The organism is Loigolactobacillus bifermentans DSM 20003 (genome assembly GCF_001434575.1).
Taxonomy (GTDB): Bacteria; Bacillota; Bacilli; order Lactobacillales; family Lactobacillaceae; genus Loigolactobacillus; species Loigolactobacillus bifermentans.
Window position 1 is genome coordinate 72,730 of record NZ_AZDA01000093.1, and the last position, 16,678, is coordinate 89,407.

The following is a 16,678-nucleotide window of genomic DNA, read 5'->3' on the forward strand; positions in this document are numbered from 1 at the left end:
ATGAAACCAAGAAAAATTCCGATGCGGAAGGATATTGTGAGTAATGAAATGCGGCCTAAAAAAGAATTAGTTCGCATTGTGCGCAATAAAGAAGGCGACATCAGTATTGATGAGACGGGTAAAAAATCCGGTCGTGGTGCTTATGTGCCTTTAGAACCCACAGCAATTGAAGAAGCCGCTAAAAAGCATTTATTGGATCAAGCTTTAAATGCAACGGTTAGCGCCGATTTCTACGATGAATTATTCGCTTATGTGAAGCATCAAAAAGCCAGAAAAGAATTGTTTGGCAAGACGAAATGATTGATCAAACACAACGTGCCCTGAATTTGATCGGGCTTAGTTTAAAAGCAGGAAAGTTGATAATGGGAGAAGGTTTGGTTTTAGCCGCTTTACGACAACACAAGTTGCACCTGGTCATTGTTGCAGCTGATGCAAGTGATGGCACGCGTCGCATGCTAACGTCGAAAAGTGCAAGCTATCAAACCCCAATCATTGAAGCCTTCTCAAAAGAAGCAATTGATCAGGCACTCGGCCGGCCGCGTACCATTCTGGGGGTGACCGATGTCGGTTTTGCCAAACGATTGATTGCGTTACTGAATACGCAAGGAGCGTGATGATATGGGTAAAAAACGTATCTACGAATTAGCAAAAGAATTAAATGTGGCATCTAAAGACTTATTAGCACGGGCAAAGAACGATGATATTCCCGTTAAAAATCATATGTCAACAATTACTGAGGATGAGGAAAAGAAATTGCGCAATGCTTACCAACCGAAAGCAACACCAAAGGCAGCACCAGCTCGGCCAGTAGCACAACAACATCATTCTAAACCACAAACAAAACCAACACACACAACCCCTAATCGCGATCAGCATCATGATCAACATCGGGATAACAATAACGGCAACCAACATCGTCCGTTTAATAATCGAAATCAACGCAATGGGCAAAATAGCGGTCATTCACCAAAACGACCATCAGGGACAAAACGAGTGGACAACACAGTTGGCCGCAATGCTGATCGGGCACCTGTTAATGCCGCAAATCGTCAAAATGCAGTGACATCAGGGACCCCTGTTCGTTCTGCTGGCAATGGCGCTAACCGAAACAGCAACAATAACCGGAGTACCAACAATCGTTTTGGTAACAATAATCGTGGTGGCAACAACCGTTTTGGTGGCAATAATGGCGGGCGCTTTAACAAGAAAAAGAATCGGCGTATGAAACGTCAAACGAACCACAGTGTGAAGCCTGCTACCCAACGTAAGGATCGGGCTTTACCAGAGGTTTTGCAATTTACTGAGGGCATGAATGTACAGGATATTGCAAAGTTGATCCATCGTGAACCAACTGAAATTATTAAAAAGTTATTCATGATGGGGACCATGGTGAACCAAAACCAATCTTTAGACAAAGATACCATTGAAGTTTTAGCAGCTGATTATGGCATTAAGGCTGAAGAAAAAGTTCAGGTTGATATTTCTGATTTAGACAAGTTCTTTGAAGAAGAACAAGCCAACACGGAATTCTCTGAAAATCGGCCACCTGTTGTCACCATTATGGGGCACGTCGATCATGGGAAAACCACTTTATTGGATAAGTTACGGCATACCAATGTGACTGAAGGTGAAGCTGGCGGGATCACACAGGCAATCGGTGCTTATCAAGTGAAGGTCGACGGTCGTTTGATCACATTCTTAGATACACCAGGGCACGCAGCCTTTACGGACATGCGGGCACGTGGGGCTGACATTACAGATATTATTGTCTTAGTCGTTGCAGCAGACGACGGTGTCATGCCACAGACAATCGAAGCCATCAACCATGCCAAGGCCGCTCATGCACCGATTATTGTGGCTGTGAACAAGGTTGATAAGCCAAATGCCAATCCTAACCATGTCATGGAACAATTAACCGAATATGGTTTGATTCCTGAAGATTGGGGTGGCGACACGATCTTTGTTCCAATTTCAGCGAAGTTCGGTAAAAACTTAGATGAATTGTTAGAAATGATCTTACTCGAAGCTGATATGCTTGAATTAAAGGCCAATCCTAAACAACGGGCTGCTGGTACTGTTATTGAAGCTCGGTTGGACAAAGGCAAAGGGGCCGTTGCTTCCTTGCTGGTTCAACAAGGTACTTTGCATGTGGGCGACCCAATCGTAGTTGGGAATACCTTTGGCCGTGTTCGTGTGATGGCAAATGACCAAGGTCGTCGCACCAAAGAAGCAACGCCATCAACACCAGTTGAAATTACTGGATTAAGTGATGTGCCAGAATCTGCAGATAAGTTCATTGTTTTCGCAGATGAAAAAACAGCACGGGCTGCCGGTGAAGAACGTGCTAAGCGTGCATTATTAGAGCAACGTAGTCATACGAAACGGGTAACGTTAGATAATTTGTTTGAAACGATGAAAGAAGGTCAACTGAAAGAAGTTGACGTGATCATCAAGGCTGACGTTCAAGGTTCAGTCGAAGCATTAGCCAACAGTTTGCAAAAAATTGACGTTGAAGGTGTTCGGGTCAACATTATTCATGAAGCGGTTGGTGCGATTAACGAAAGTGATGTCACCTTAGCTGCTGCAAGTAATGCGGTTATTATCGGCTTTAACGTTCGACCAACACCACGGGCGAAGGAACAGGCTGAAACAGAAGATGTTGATATTCGCTTGCATAATGTGATTTATCAAGCCATTGATGAAGTTGAAACAGCCATGAAGGGGATGTTGGAACCAACATTCCGTGAAAAGGTTATCGGTCAATTAGATGTTCGTCAAACTTACAAAGTGTCTAAAGTCGGCACAATTGCCGGGTTCTATGTCACAAGTGGGTTAGTTGAACGTGATTCTGGTGTCCGTTTAATTCGTGACGGTATCGTGAAGTATGAAGGTAAAATTGCCAGTCTGAAGCATTTGAAAGATGATGTGAAGACAGTTCGCCAAGGCTTTGAAGGCGGCTTAATGATCGAAAATTATAATGATGTTCACGAAGGTGACAACATCGAAGTCTTCACCATGGAAGAAGTTCCAGTGAAGTAAAGTTGATACAAAGGAGGTCATTCACATGGCACAGTATCGAACAGGGCGTGTTGCCCAAGAGTTACAACGTGAGATCAATGACATTTTATTAAAACGTGTTCGTGATCCCCGCGTCGCTGATGTTACAATCACCGATGTACGTGTCACCGGTGATTTACAACAAGCTACGATTTTTTATAGTATTTTGTCGGATTACGCGCGCGATGGTGAAAAAACGGAACAAGGTTTGGCCAAAGCAACTGGGCTCATTCGCAAGGAGCTTGGCCAACGGTTACGGCTATTTAAGATTCCTGAACTCACCTTTGAACGTGATGAATCCGTTCAATACGGGAACCATATTGATGCTTTGATCCAAAAATTACATCGAGATGAAGCTGATCGGTAGGTCAGCAACTAAATAGGGCTAAGCGTCACAAGTGCGGCTTGTGAACCATTCGTTAAAAATGAGAGTGGGCTTAGGCCTATTTTTATTGTTTAAATCGCGTGGTGGCAAGCGATTCCACGGCTGAACAGTACCCAGTTTAAAAAATATTTGCTATAATATAACAGTTTGAAAGATCATGCGAGCGGAGGAACCTAAATGGACGGTATTTTACCATTATATAAGCCGAAAGGTATGACAAGTCATGATTGTGATGCCAAGTTACGAAAGCTATTTAGAACACGAAAAATTGGCCATGGCGGCACACTGGATCCTAACGTAGACGGTGTATTGCCGATTTGTGTTGGACGTGCCACCAAAGTGGTTGACTATTTAGTGGCCAGTGGTAAAACATACCATGGTGAAGTGTTGTTGGGTCAAGCGACGACAACGGAAGATCTCGATGGTGAGATCGTTGCAGAAAAGCCAGTCTTGACACCAATTGATCCGGCTGCAATCGATCAGGCGATGACACAATTTGTCGGCGAAATCACACAGATTCCACCACTTTTTTCGGCGGTTAAAGTCAAAGGGCGGCGGTTGTATGATTACGCGCGGGCTGGTGATTCCGTTGAACGCCCTAAGCGGCAAGTAACCATTTTTAAATTTCAACGGACAACGACGCCAGTTTATGATGCGGCAACGCATACACAACGGTTTGAATTTGATGTTACCTGTTCCAAAGGCACATATGTCCGAACGCTTGCGGTTAATTTAGGCGAAGCATTGGGTTATCCGGCCGTGATGTCAGCGTTGACACGCGTAAGGAGCGGGGGCTTTACACTAGCCGATACGGTGACCCTTGAACAAGTTGCAGCGGCTGTTGAAGCTGAACAGGCGCCAGCACTGTTAAAACCGCTGGATTTTGCTTTGCGCCATTTACCGGCAATCGATTTATTACCAGAACAATGGGAGCGGGTTCAAAATGGTGGCTTTTTAGATGCACATGAAGTGGCTGTTGCCACTGATGAACCGCTGATTACCTTACGCTATCAGCAACAAGTAAAGGCGATTTATCGCCCTGGTAAAACGGCTGCCTATTGGCAACCTCAAAAAATGATTTCAACAGAAAGCTAATGTTAGTTTGAAGGAGCTGCGTACATTATGGAGGTTATCCATTTACATCACCCATATCAGCCTGAAATAATTCCAGCTGGTGATATTGTCTTAGCACTGGGATTTTTTGACGGTGTACATAAAGGACATCAACAAGTTATTTTGACGGCAAAGCGTGAGGCAGAAAAACGCCATTTACCGTTAGCTGTGATGACGTTTAATCATCATCCAAGCTTAGTATTTAAGCAATTGTCACCTTTAGATGAAAGTTACTTGACGACGATTCAAGAAAAAGAAGAACTGTTAACGGAATTAGGCGTCGATCGACTTTATTTGGTCGAATTCACATCCGCTTTGGCAGCGCTAGCGCCAGACGCCTTTATTGATCAGTATATCGTAGGCCTGCATGCACAGGCGATCATTGCTGGTTTTGATTATACATTCGGTGCGAACCGGGCCACTATGGTGGAGCTAAAAGAAGATGCAGCAGGGCGCTTTGACGTCATTCAAGTTGCAAAATTGACTTATCAAGTCGATAAAATCAGTTCCACTCGAATCCGCAAAGAAATTGATGCTGGTAATGTGGCAGTTGCCAACGCCTTATTGGGCTACCCTTATCGACTCAGTGGGGTTGTGGTCCATGGTGAAGCGCGTGGCCGCACCTTGGGTTTTCCAACGGTAAACGTTGAAGCACCGGTTAAAAAGCGGATTCCAGGTATCGGTGTTTATGCGGTTAAGATCTTGGTCAATGGACAGTGGTATGAAGCCATGGCTTCCGTAGGGCATAATGTGACTTTTGGAGCTGACCGAGGATTGACAATTGAAATTTATATTTTGGATTTCAAGCAAATGGTTTACGGTGAACACGTTCGTGTGGCATGGTTTAGCCGGCTGCGTGGTGAAGTTGCGTTTGATGGTGCCGACAGTTTGATTAAACAGCTCCGTCAGGATGAACAAGCAACACGCGATTATTTTGAAACACATGCCGGGAAAGTGACCTTATGATCGGCGCTTATTTGCACATTCCGTTTTGTTCACATATTTGTTATTATTGCGATTTTAATAAAGTGTTCATTGAAGGCCAGCCAGTGGATGAATATTTGCATTATTTGCGACAAGAAATGCAACAGCGGCTGCAGGCTGATCCAGTTGATCACTTGGATACCTTATATATTGGTGGCGGGACGCCTACCGCACTGTCGACTGCGCAGCTTGATACACTTTTGCAGTCAGTTAGAGACACGCTACCGTTTGATCAAGGTGAATTTACCGTTGAAGCTAATCCGAACGATTTTTTGACCATGGATAAACTACAAGTTTTAAAAAACTATGGTGTTAATCGGTTAAGTATTGGCGTTCAGTCTTTTGACGATGAGATCTTAAAAAAAATCGGTCGGACGCATACCCGTGCTGACGTTCATCAAGCTTTGGCAAATGTTGCGCAAGCAGGCTTTGATAACGTCAGTATTGATTTGATTTTTCGCCTACCCGGACAGGATCTTGCCAATTTCAAACGCAGTCTGGATGAAGCGTTAGCTTTAGAGCTGCCTCATTACGCTACGTATTCATTGATTTTAGAAAAGAAAACAATTTTTTATAATCAAATGCGACAAGGTCGCCTTTTTTTGCCGTCACAAGATGTTGAGGCGGATATGTATGATTTGGCAATCGACCGCTTGCAACAAGCAGGCCGTCAGCAGTATGAAATTAGTAATTTTGCGAAACCTGGTTTTCAATCCCAACACAATCTATTGTATTGGCGTAATGAACATTATTATGGCTTTGGTGCAGGTGCACATGGTTATTTAGGGCGCCAGCGGTATCAAAATAATGGCCCGCTTCAGCAGTACTTGGCGCCATTACGGGCTGGGCGATTGCCAGTTTTTCAGCGGCGCGTGTTGTCATTAAGTGAACAAATTGAAGAGGAGCTCTTTTTAGGCTTGCGTAAACGAGAAGGTATTTCACCGGCACATTTTTATCAAAAGTTTCATGTGCACCTCACTGATGTTTACGGTCAAACGATTCCTGAATTGATTCAGGCTGGGTTAATGGAACAGGTTGGTGAACGCCTAACACTCACCAAAAAGGGCCTTTTTTTAGGCAATGATGTCTTTGAAGCGTTTTTAATTGATGAAGATCTGTAAAAGGTTTAAAAAATGTTTGACGTTTCTTGACTTTATCCAGGGACCTTGGTATATTAATAGTTGTGTTAGCACTCGAAACTGTTAAGTGCTAAAAAGAGGTGGTGCGATTGCTAACCAAGCGACAGTTACTCATTTTAAAAGAGATCGTGCGCTTATATACAGAAACTGGTCAGCCGGTGGGTTCTAAAAAGTTATTAGAGCAATTACCGATTCATATCAGTTCCGCCACGATCCGCAATGAGATGGTTCATTTAGAAGATCAAGGCCTTTTGGAAAAGACACATCTTTCTTCGGGCCGTATTCCGTCGTTACGTGGTTATCGGTATTATCTCGACCATTTAGTTGAGCCTAGTAGTATTGATGCCAACGACCTTGCTGTGATCGAGACGTCATTTGATCAAAGTTATCATGAAATTGACCAGATCGTAGCGCAGTCCGCGAAGATTTTATCCAGTTTAACGAACTATACGGCGATTTCATTAGGACCTGAGCTGAAAGACTTAAAGTTAACTGGTTTTCGGCTGGTGCCTTTAAATGATGATCAAGTCATGGCGATTTTGGTCACTGATAATGGCACCGTTGAAAATCATATTTTTTCAATTCCTAGTGGCATCGATGGTGATAGTTTGGAAAAAATTATCCGGATCATTAATGATCAACTTGTCGGGTTGCCGCTGATGGAAGTGGTCAACAAACTACATCATGAGATCCCGCAATTGCTGACCAAGTACATGATCACACCAGAGGGCTTTTTAGACATCTTTGGTGGGGTTCTCAAGAAGGCCGCCCAGGAGCGTTATTACGTTGGCGGCAAAATGAATTTGATCAATACCAGTACGTTAAAGGATGTGGATCAACTTAAAGCGTTGTATTCATTGATTGATCAAAATCAGGATCTAGGACAGATCATTGGTGCCCCAGCTGATCAACCCATTGAGGTTCGGTTAGGTGATGAGATGACAAATGATCTGTTGAAAAATTTTAGTGTGATTACGGCGACTTATAACGTCAGCGAACATGGTCGTGGGATGATCGCGCTATTAGGGCCAACGAGCATGCCATATTCACGAATGATCGGTTTATTAGATGTTTTTCGAGCGGAACTTGCGAAGAAGATCACCGACTATTACCGACACCATGGTGACTAATATTCATTGGAGGTGACCCACTTTTGGCAAACGACAACACAGATAAACAAGCGACTGAATTTCCTTCAGAGAAGGATTTAGATGCGCAAACAAAAGATGCAACACCAGATTCAGCCCAAGCAGCGGCTACTGATGCCCCAACTGCTGACGCGCAGCAACAGGCAACACCAGAGACGGCATCAGAAACCGACCAATTAAAAGCTGATTTGGCAGCCGCAACGCAAAAATCTGACGATTTTGAAGATAAATATCTTCGCGCTGAAGCTGAAATTCAAAATATGAACACGCGTTTTAAAAAGGAACGGGTGCAATTATTGAAATACGAAGGTCAGGATTTGGCGAAAGATATTTTACCCGTCATTGATAATTTGGAACGGGCCTTAGCGATTGATGTTTCGGATCAAAACGGTGAACAATTGAAGAAAGGTATCCAAATGGTTTATGATCATTTGGAACGCACTTTGAAAGATCATCAAGTCACCGAAATTGATGCGCAGGATGCCACTTTTGATCCGACCATTCACCAAGCTGTTCAAACAGTTGCAGTGGAGGGTGATCAAAAGCCTGAGACCATCGTTAAGGTGCTCCAAAAAGGCTATTGCCTAAAAGATCGCGTCTTACGACCAGCAATGGTCGTTGTCGCGCAGTAGTTTAAAATTAAAATAAAAGAGGTTAGAATTCATGGCTAAAGTTATTGGGATTGACTTAGGGACAACCAACTCTGCTGTGGCTGTTCTTGAAGGTAATGAACCAAAAATTATTACAAACCCAGAAGGAAATCGGACAACACCATCTGTTGTTTCTTTCAAAAATGGTGAAACACAGGTTGGTGAAGTTGCCAAACGGCAAGCAATCACGAACCCAAATACCATTGCTTCAATTAAGCGCCATATGGGTGAAGCAGGTTACAAAGTCAGTGTTGAGGGTAAGGATTATACCCCACAAGAAATTTCTGCGATGATTTTACAATACATCAAGAAATTCTCTGAAGACTATTTAGGTGAAGAAGTTAAAGATGCGGTTATTACCGTACCAGCTTACTTTAATGATAGTCAACGTCAAGCAACAAAAGACGCTGGTAAAATTGCTGGCTTAAACGTTCAACGGATTATCAACGAACCAACGGCCTCTGCTTTAGCTTATGGTTTAGACAAGGCTGACAAAGATGAAAAAATCTTAGTTTATGACCTTGGTGGTGGGACATTTGACGTTTCCGTTCTTGAATTAGGCGACGGTGTTTTCGAAGTCTTGTCAACGAATGGTGATACAAAACTTGGTGGTGACGACTTTGATCAAAAAATCATTGATTGGTTAGTTGCTGGGTTTAAAGACGAAAACGGCATTGACTTAAGCCAAGATAAAATGGCATTACAACGGCTAAAAGATGCTGCTGAAAAAGCCAAGAAAGACTTATCTGGTGTCAGTGAAGCACAGATCAGCTTACCATTTATTTCAGCCGGCGATGCAGGTCCATTACATTTGGAAAAGACATTGACCCGTGCTAAATTTGATGAAATGACAGCTGATTTAGTGGCACGTTCAAAAGTACCTTTTGATAATGCTTTACGCGATGCAAAATTGTCACTTGATGAAATTGATAAAGTCATCTTAAACGGTGGTTCAACACGGATTCCAGCCGTTCAAGAAGCTGTTAAACAATGGACAGGCAAAGAACCTGATCGTTCAATCAACCCTGACGAAGCAGTTGCCTTAGGTGCCGCTGTTCAAGGTGGTGTCATCACTGGTGATGTGAAGGACGTTGTGTTACTTGATGTAACGCCATTATCATTGGGGATTGAAACCATGGGCGGTGTCTTCACTAAGTTGATCGATCGGAATACAACGATTCCTACCAGCAAGTCACAAGTCTTCTCAACAGCTGCTGATAACCAACCAGCCGTTGATATTCATGTCTTGCAAGGTGAACGGCCAATGGCTGCTGATAACAAGACCCTTGGGCGCTTCCAATTAACGGAGATTCCACCGGCTCCTCGTGGCGTTCCTCAAATCGAAGTTAAATTCGATATTGATAAGAACGGTATCGTAAACGTATCTGCTAAAGATATGGGGACTCAAAAAGAACAGAAGATCACCATTAAGAGTTCTTCGGGCTTGTCTGATGATGAAATCGAACGGATGCAAAAAGAAGCCGAAGAGAATGCTGAAACCGATAAGCAAAAGAAGGAAGAAGCAGACTTACGGAATGATGTTGATCAGTTACTCTTTACCACTGATAAGACTTTGAAGGAATTGAAGGGTAAAGTTTCTGACGACGAAATCAAGAAGGCTGAAGATGCTAAGGCTGAATTGCAAAAGGCTCAAAAAGATAATGACCTTGAAGCAATGAAGACTAAACGCGATGATTTAAACAAAATCGTACAAGATTTATCTGTTAAGATGTATGAACAAGCTGCTAAAGAGCAACAAGCGAAGCAAGCTGCTGAAGGCGACAAAGGTTCAGACGACGCTTCAGATAATAAGTCTGGTGACGATAACACAGTTGATGGTGATTTCGAAGAAGTCGATCCTGACAAGAAATAGCAATCACAATAAAAAGCCAAGGCCATGTCGGCTTTTGGCTTTTTATTTAAATCATGCTATACTGAAAAACGTCTTTGAAAGAAGCGTATCGGTGGTTATGCATACAACTGAGCGGTAATGACCGATAAATATTGATTCAACAATTAAGTTTTGCGAAGCAAAACAATTCATTATCAACTGAGGAGGTTTGGCAAACGCATGGCGGAAAAAGATTATTATGACGTCTTAGGCGTTTCCCGGGATGCTTCACAAGATGACATTAAACATGCTTATCGGAAGCTATCCAAAAAGTATCATCCCGATTTAAATAAAGCACCAGATGCTGAAGCGAAGTTTAAAGAAATTTCTGAAGCTTATGAAGTTTTAGGTGATTCCGATAAGCGAGCACAGTACGATCAGTATGGTTCTGCAGGCCCACAAGGTGGTTTTGGCGGTGCCGGCGGTCAGGGTTTTGGTGGTTTTGAAGGGGGTCAAGGCTTTGGCGGCTTTGATGACATTTTCAGCCAGTTCTTTGGTGGCGGTGGTCAACAGCGGTCAAATCCGTCAGCGCCACGACAAGGCTCTGATTTACAATATCAAATGGATTTGAAATTTGAAGAAGCCATTTCTGGTAAAGAAACCACGATTTCTTATACCCGTGAAGCAACGTGTCATACGTGTAATGGGACCGGTGCAAAGCCAGGTACCTCACCTGAAACCTGTCATAAATGTCATGGTTCAGGTTATATTCAAGTGGTACGTCAAACACCATTAGGTCGCATGCAAAGTCGTGAGGTTTGTGATGTTTGTCGGGGAACTGGGAAAGAAATTAAAGAAAAATGTACAACTTGTCATGGTAGTGGTCATCAGGAAGAACGGCATAGTGTCAAGGTCAAAGTGCCAGCCGGTGTAGAAGACGGCCAACAAATGCGCTTGTCTAACCAGGGTGAAGCTGGGACCAATGGTGGTCCTTATGGTGATTTATTTATCATCTTCCGGGTTGCACCAAGTGATAAGTTTCAACGTGATGGCGCCGAGATTTACATTGAAGTGCCAATCAGTTTTGTTCAGGCCGCATTAGGTGATGAGTTAATGGTTGAAACCGTTTCTGGTAAGGTGAAATTAAAAGTCCCTGCTGGTACACAAACGAACACCACCTTCCGTTTACGCGGTCAAGGGGCACCACGTTTGCGTGGCAATGGCCGTGGTGACGAACATGTTACCGTTAAAGTGGTCACACCAAAGCACTTGTCAGGTGAACAGAAAGAGGCTTTAAAGGCTTATGCAGTTGCCAGTGGTGACAGCGTAAATGCCACAGAAGGCAGTTTATTCGATAAACTCTTTGGTAAAGAGGGTAAAAAGAAGAAACGTTAATGGATTTGATAAGAGTCGTGACAGGCGTCACGGCTCTTTTTGGTGAAGACGTAAATTGCGTCGGCACGCCCAACTTGGTATAATTAACGCCAGAAAGTAGGTTGACAGGATGGACGTAGAACAAATGCATGAACGGCAAAAAAACATTCGTAACTTCTCAATTGTTGCGCATATTGATCATGGAAAGTCAACATTAGCAGATCGTATTTTAGAGTTGACCCATACCGTTGCAAAACGTGATATGGAAGATCAAATTTTGGATACCATGGACCTGGAACGTGAACGTGGTATCACCATTAAATTGAATGCGGTTGAATTGGAATATCACGCTAAAGATGGGCAAGACTACATTTTTCATTTAATTGATACCCCGGGTCACGTGGATTTTTCATATGAAGTGTCCCGTAGTTTAGCGGCCTGTGAAGGGGCTGTTTTAGTAGTTGATGCGGCACAAGGGGTTGAGGCACAAACTCTGGCAAACGTTTATTTAGCAATCGATAATGATTTGGAGATTATTCCTGTCATTAACAAGATTGATTTGCCTTCCGCTGATCCAGAACGTGTGAAAAGCGAGATTGAAGATGATATTGGCATTGATGCTTCTGAAGCTGTTTTGGCGAGTGCCAAGCAGGGCATTGGGATCGAAGAAATTTTAGAACGTGTTGTCACGGATATTCCGGCACCAAGTGGGGATGTGCAGCAACCGTTGAAAGCCTTGATTTTTGATTCTGTTTATGACAATTATCGTGGCGTTGTGCTGAATGTACGCGTGTTTGATGGTACCGTCAAACCAGGGGATACCATTGAACTGATGCAAAATGGCAAAACGTTTGAAGTCACTGAAGTGGGGGTCATGTCACCGGATGCTGTGCAACGAGAGCAGTTAATGGTAGGGGATGTTGGTTATATTGCGGCCAGCATTAAGACCATTCAGGACACACAAGTTGGTGATACTGTAACCTTGGCTAACAATCCGGCAGACAAAGCGTTACAAGGCTATCGACAAATGAATCCTATGGTTTATTCAGGGCTTTATCCAGTTGATACCTCAAAATACAATGATTTACGAGAATCATTGGAGAAACTCCAATTGAATGATGCTGCGTTAACCTTTGATCCAGAAACCTCTGAAGCGTTAGGTTTTGGTTTCCGGTGTGGCTTTTTAGGGCTTTTGCACATGGATGTGGTGCAAGAACGGCTGGAACGTGAATTTGGCATGGATCTGATTACAACAGCGCCATCTGTCACCTATCATGTTAATTTAACGGATGGGACCCAAAAAGTGGTGGCCAATCCGTCTGAAATGCCAGAGCCTTCTTCAATTCGTTCAATTGAAGAACCTTTTGTAAAGGCCTCAATTATGGTCCCTAATGATTTTGTCGGTGCGGTTATGGAATTATCCCAGCGTAAACGGGGTGAATTCGACACCATGGAATATTTGGACAATAATCGTGTGAATGTCATTTATCACTTACCACTTTCCGAAATTATTTTCGACTTTTTTGATAAACTAAAATCATCCACCAAAGGTTATGCATCGTTGGATTACGACATAGAAGGTTATCGCGAAAGTGACCTGGTTAAAATGGATATTTTACTGAACGGTGAATCAGTTGATGCGTTAAGTACGATCGTCCATCGGGAATTTGCGACGGAACGTGGGCGGATCATCGTTGATAAATTGAAAACGATTATTCCACGGCAGCAATTTGAAGTGCCGATTCAGGCCGCGATTGGAACAAAAATCATTGCACGCACCAATATCAAAGCGCTACGTAAGAATGTTTTAGCGAAGTGTTACGGTGGTGACGTCTCACGAAAGCGTAAATTATTAGAGAAACAAAAGCGTGGTAAGAAACGAATGAAGCAAATTGGTACAGTTGAGGTTCCGCAAGCCGCTTTCATGGCCGTGCTCAGCAATGATGAGGAAGAAAGCCATAAGAAATAAAATCGCGCGCATTCATCGCGCACGATTATGATTAAAGGGATTAAAGTGTTATAGGCTTTGATCTCTTTTTTTTGACCAGATTGTGAGAACGGGTAACAGTGGTCATCAAGGTGATAATGAGTCAGTGATATGACGGTGTATGATGAATTGGTATAGGAACAATAATGGTTTTTTAAATGAATGGTACGTAAACAGCGCTATTTGAGTGAATATAAGGCTTTCATGAAAACACGTCATGATCGGCGGTTGCAGTTCAGATACGGTCAATGAAGACAGAACGACAAAAAATAAGCGCCTTTGATAAAACGCTTACATCGAGATATTGTGAAATGATAAACATTTAATGTGAGTGATTCAAAATGGGCTTGAGGTTTGTGTATAATATAGGGTGTTATAAACGGTATTTAACTATTCTTAATCATATTAAGCAGATCTTAAATTCTAAAAATTAGCTTAAATTAGTTTAATATTTTGGAAGTTTGTGAGCAGTTTTGATTGACCTTTCACTTAAACCGGGTATAATGAAACTAACCAGTAAAAAGTAGGGAGGAACGTTTATGATCGTCTTAATTGGTATCTTTCTTTTATCTGTTTTGATCGCACGTTACAACCGAATGCACCCACAATGTTCTGGTAGTGTTCGGCTTGATCGGCCGGTTAAACGTTAAGCATTTGTTAAAAAGAACCTCATCCCGGTTACCATCAACGTTGTTTGGTAATCAGTGGTGAGGTTCTTTTTTGAATGATTAATTGTCTTCAGGGTCAGAAATAACAAGGACATTGGTTGGGCTATGCCGAACCACATAAGCAGTTGTGGATCCTAAGATAACGCGGGACAATGCATCCACACCTGATTTTCCCATAACGATCAAATCAATGGGATGTTCTTTGGCATAATCCTCAGCAATAATCTTTTTAGGAATGCCGCGCACCACTGCTTGTGTTGTAACGGCAGTCGATTTGTGTTCGCGTAACAAGGTTTGTGCTTCGGTTAAAATTTGTTCAGCGCGATGATTCAAATCTGCAAACAAATCAGCTGGATAAGCCATACCGTAACCATACGGGACGTAGCGCTGTTCATTTACAATGGTGACCAAATGTAACGTACTTTTGAAATGATGGGCAAGTTGACTGGCTTCAAGTAAAGCGGCTTTTGCATTGTGACTGCCATCGAGTGGCACCAAAATATTTTGATACATAAGTCATCACCTTCCTTATGACCTTAGTATACCGAAATTAGCGGCAATAATAAAAGAAAATGTGTTATGATTTTTCGATTAACGAGCTAGGTTGTGGGGCTTTTGAACGTTGATTTGGAGCAGCTAATGCAGAAAATGCCCCTAATAAGAAGGCACCACCGATTTCGGTTACTAGGCTTAAGCCGTTGTTGACAAAGTTGCTACCTAGTAAAATGATTAAGAATAGCAAAGAATCAGCTACCATTCGGAACCAGTAAAATTGGCTGTAGCGGGAAAACAACGTGTTACGCACAGACATACCACCTTTAAAATTAGAATAGCGTTAGTTTAACAAATTTTAAGGTGTGACGGCAAGTCGTTTGTTGCTATTTTTCAGAAAGTTGCAATTGTTAAAATTTGGTATAATTAAGCGGTATAGAAAGTGGGGAAAAGTATGGAGGTTACGTGGCAGTATCAAGGACAAACAACGATACTCGTGAAGGACTTTTTAGCACAGCACGGGGTTGGTAGTCGCTATTTCCGTAAGCTACGGCAACAAGGCGGTAAAATTTGGATTGATCGGCAAATCACGACTGGTCCACAATCATTGCATTCGGGGCAACAGGTAACCGTTCAATTTCCAAATGAAAAGGCCGACTCAGCAGTTGCTGTTAGCCAAGGTCCAATTGAGATTTTAGCCGAAACAGCGTATTGGCTAGCGGTGAACAAGCCTGCAGGCCTGACCAGCGTTCCAGGGCCTGCTAATCGAACCGATACGGTTGTCAATCGGGTGAAAGGTTATTTGCAGCAACAAGGTGCTAAGGATTTAGTGCCACATTTAGTAACACGTCTGGATCGCTTTACCAGTGGTATCGTACTCGTTGCCAAACAACAATTAGGACAGAATCTTTTTGATACGTTAGCACTGACCAAGTACTATTTAGCGGTTGTTAGTGGGCAATTGGAAGCACAACATGGCATGATTGATCGGCCGCTGGCGCGTGAAGCAGCAAGTTATCGCTATAGCGTTCAAACAGGTGGGAAGTCAGCACAGACAGAATATTGGGTGTTAAAACAATGGCCCAATGCCGCTTTGGTTAAAGTACAGCTTCATACCGGCCGAACCCATCAAATTCGGGCGCATTTCACCAGCTTAGGCCATCCACTAGTAGGGGATGAGCTGTATCATGGCCCTGTATTAAATGGCCTCAAACGGCAAGGCTTGCATGCCAGCGACTTGTTATTTACAGATCCGTTTAACCAACAGCCAGTTCATATCACAGCGCCAGTACCAGCCGATCTACAGGCTTGGCAAGCATCAAAAATAAGTGGTTTGGATTCCGAGTTATAAATAACGACTAAATGGTTGCGTTTTCGAGAGAACATGATAGAATAAACTCAGAAATAAAAATAAAGTTAATTGTCTTCAGAGGCAGGGTGAAATTCCCGACCGGTGGTTAAAGTCCATGACCCACATAGGGTGGTTGAAGCGGTGTAATTCCGCTACCGATAGTTAAAGTCTAGACGAAAGGAGATAGGGGCTTATTTGCGTAGAACAAATAGGATACCGCTACTGTCTCTCTCTGGCATGGCGGTATTTTTATTTCCAAATTAATCAGTTGTCAAAAACTAGCTATTATTTTGGAGGATGGTTCTTATGCGTAAAACAACCGATGTTCGTAAGTTAGTCATTGTTGCGATGATGGCGGCTTTATCTTATTTATTAATTTTCTTTCAGTTCCCAATTTTACCAGGTGTTTCATTTTTACAAATTGACTTTGGGGACTTACCTGTTTTCATCAGTATGTTTCTTTATGGCCCTGCGGCAGGCGCTGCAACGTCATTTATTA

At 42.9% G+C, this 16,678-nt stretch carries 16 protein-coding genes and 1 riboswitch; of the genes, 14 read left to right on the forward strand and 2 right to left on the reverse strand.

The window, feature by feature from the left end; all coding sequences use genetic code 11:
* The 12 genes from rnpM (at window position 1) to lepA (ending at window position 13,650) form a co-directional block, all read left to right on the forward strand.
* Entirely contained in the window at window positions 1–300 is a 300-nt protein-coding gene (gene rnpM, locus FC07_RS11045; RefSeq protein ID WP_057905165.1) for an RNase P modulator RnpM, read from the forward strand.
* Entirely contained in the window at window positions 297–614 is a 318-nt protein-coding gene (locus FC07_RS11050; protein ID WP_268888240.1) for a L7Ae/L30e/S12e/Gadd45 family ribosomal protein, read from the forward strand. The genes rnpM and FC07_RS11050 overlap by 4 nt, the downstream gene beginning before the upstream one ends.
* 4 nt (window positions 615–618) lie before the next feature.
* The gene (infB, locus tag FC07_RS11055; RefSeq protein WP_057905166.1) at window positions 619–3,039 is read left to right on the forward strand and encodes a translation initiation factor IF-2; all 2,421 of its coding nucleotides are present in this window, start codon (window positions 619–621) and stop codon (window positions 3,037–3,039) included.
* A 25-nt stretch (window positions 3,040–3,064) separates the two neighbouring features.
* Window positions 3,065–3,424, forward strand: coding sequence for a 30S ribosome-binding factor RbfA (rbfA, locus tag FC07_RS11060; protein ID WP_057905167.1), 360 nt, complete (start codon window positions 3,065–3,067; stop codon window positions 3,422–3,424).
* Between the two features lie 195 nt (window positions 3,425–3,619).
* Window positions 3,620–4,537, forward strand: coding sequence for a tRNA pseudouridine(55) synthase TruB (gene truB, locus FC07_RS11065; RefSeq protein WP_057905168.1), 918 nt, complete (start codon window positions 3,620–3,622; stop codon window positions 4,535–4,537).
* Between the two features lie 27 nt (window positions 4,538–4,564).
* Window positions 4,565–5,521 (forward strand): riboflavin biosynthesis protein RibF, encoded by a 957-nt coding sequence (gene ribF, locus FC07_RS11070; protein WP_057905169.1) that lies wholly within the window; start codon window positions 4,565–4,567, stop codon window positions 5,519–5,521.
* The gene (gene hemW, locus FC07_RS11075) at window positions 5,518–6,660 is read left to right on the forward strand and encodes a radical SAM family heme chaperone HemW (RefSeq protein WP_057905170.1); all 1,143 of its coding nucleotides are present in this window, start codon (window positions 5,518–5,520) and stop codon (window positions 6,658–6,660) included. Before ribF ends, hemW begins: the two co-directional genes overlap by 4 nt.
* Window positions 6,661–6,767: 107 nt before the next feature.
* Window positions 6,768–7,808, forward strand: a complete 1,041-nt coding sequence (hrcA, locus tag FC07_RS11080) for a heat-inducible transcriptional repressor HrcA (protein ID WP_057905171.1) — start codon at window positions 6,768–6,770, stop codon at window positions 7,806–7,808.
* Window positions 7,809–7,831: 23 nt separating this feature from the next.
* Window positions 7,832–8,458, forward strand: coding sequence for a nucleotide exchange factor GrpE (grpE, locus tag FC07_RS11085; RefSeq protein ID WP_057905172.1), 627 nt, complete (start codon window positions 7,832–7,834; stop codon window positions 8,456–8,458).
* 31 nt (window positions 8,459–8,489) lie between these two features.
* Window positions 8,490–10,349, forward strand: coding sequence for a molecular chaperone DnaK (dnaK, locus tag FC07_RS11090; RefSeq protein WP_057905173.1), 1,860 nt, complete (start codon window positions 8,490–8,492; stop codon window positions 10,347–10,349).
* A 198-nt stretch (window positions 10,350–10,547) separates the two neighbouring features.
* Window positions 10,548–11,702 (forward strand): molecular chaperone DnaJ, encoded by a 1,155-nt coding sequence (gene dnaJ, locus FC07_RS11095; RefSeq protein WP_057905174.1) that lies wholly within the window; start codon window positions 10,548–10,550, stop codon window positions 11,700–11,702.
* Window positions 11,703–11,811: 109 nt separating this feature from the next.
* Window positions 11,812–13,650 (forward strand): translation elongation factor 4, encoded by a 1,839-nt coding sequence (gene lepA, locus FC07_RS11100; RefSeq protein ID WP_057905175.1) that lies wholly within the window; start codon window positions 11,812–11,814, stop codon window positions 13,648–13,650.
* Window positions 13,651–14,396: 746 nt separating this feature from the next.
* Here lepA and FC07_RS11105 read toward each other — a convergent pair.
* Window positions 14,397–14,849 carry a universal stress protein gene (locus tag FC07_RS11105; RefSeq protein ID WP_057905176.1) on the reverse strand — a complete coding sequence of 151 codons (453 nt, stop codon included), beginning with the start codon at window positions 14,847–14,849 and terminating at the stop codon, window positions 14,397–14,399.
* A 64-nt stretch (window positions 14,850–14,913) separates the two neighbouring features.
* Window positions 14,914–15,141 (reverse strand): hypothetical protein, encoded by a 228-nt coding sequence (locus FC07_RS11110; protein ID WP_057905177.1) that lies wholly within the window; start codon window positions 15,139–15,141, stop codon window positions 14,914–14,916.
* 141 nt (window positions 15,142–15,282) lie between these two features.
* Between FC07_RS11110 and FC07_RS11115 the strand changes: the two genes are divergently transcribed.
* Window positions 15,283–16,179 carry an RluA family pseudouridine synthase gene (locus FC07_RS11115; RefSeq protein ID WP_057905178.1) on the forward strand — a complete coding sequence of 299 codons (897 nt, stop codon included), beginning with the start codon at window positions 15,283–15,285 and terminating at the stop codon, window positions 16,177–16,179.
* 67 nt (window positions 16,180–16,246) lie between these two features.
* Window positions 16,247–16,368: riboswitch (FMN riboswitch) on the forward strand.
* A gap of 117 nt (window positions 16,369–16,485) precedes the next feature.
* Window positions 16,486–16,678: ECF transporter S component (locus FC07_RS16220; RefSeq protein WP_235807502.1), on the forward strand; the 193-nt coding region annotated here is incomplete at its 3' end.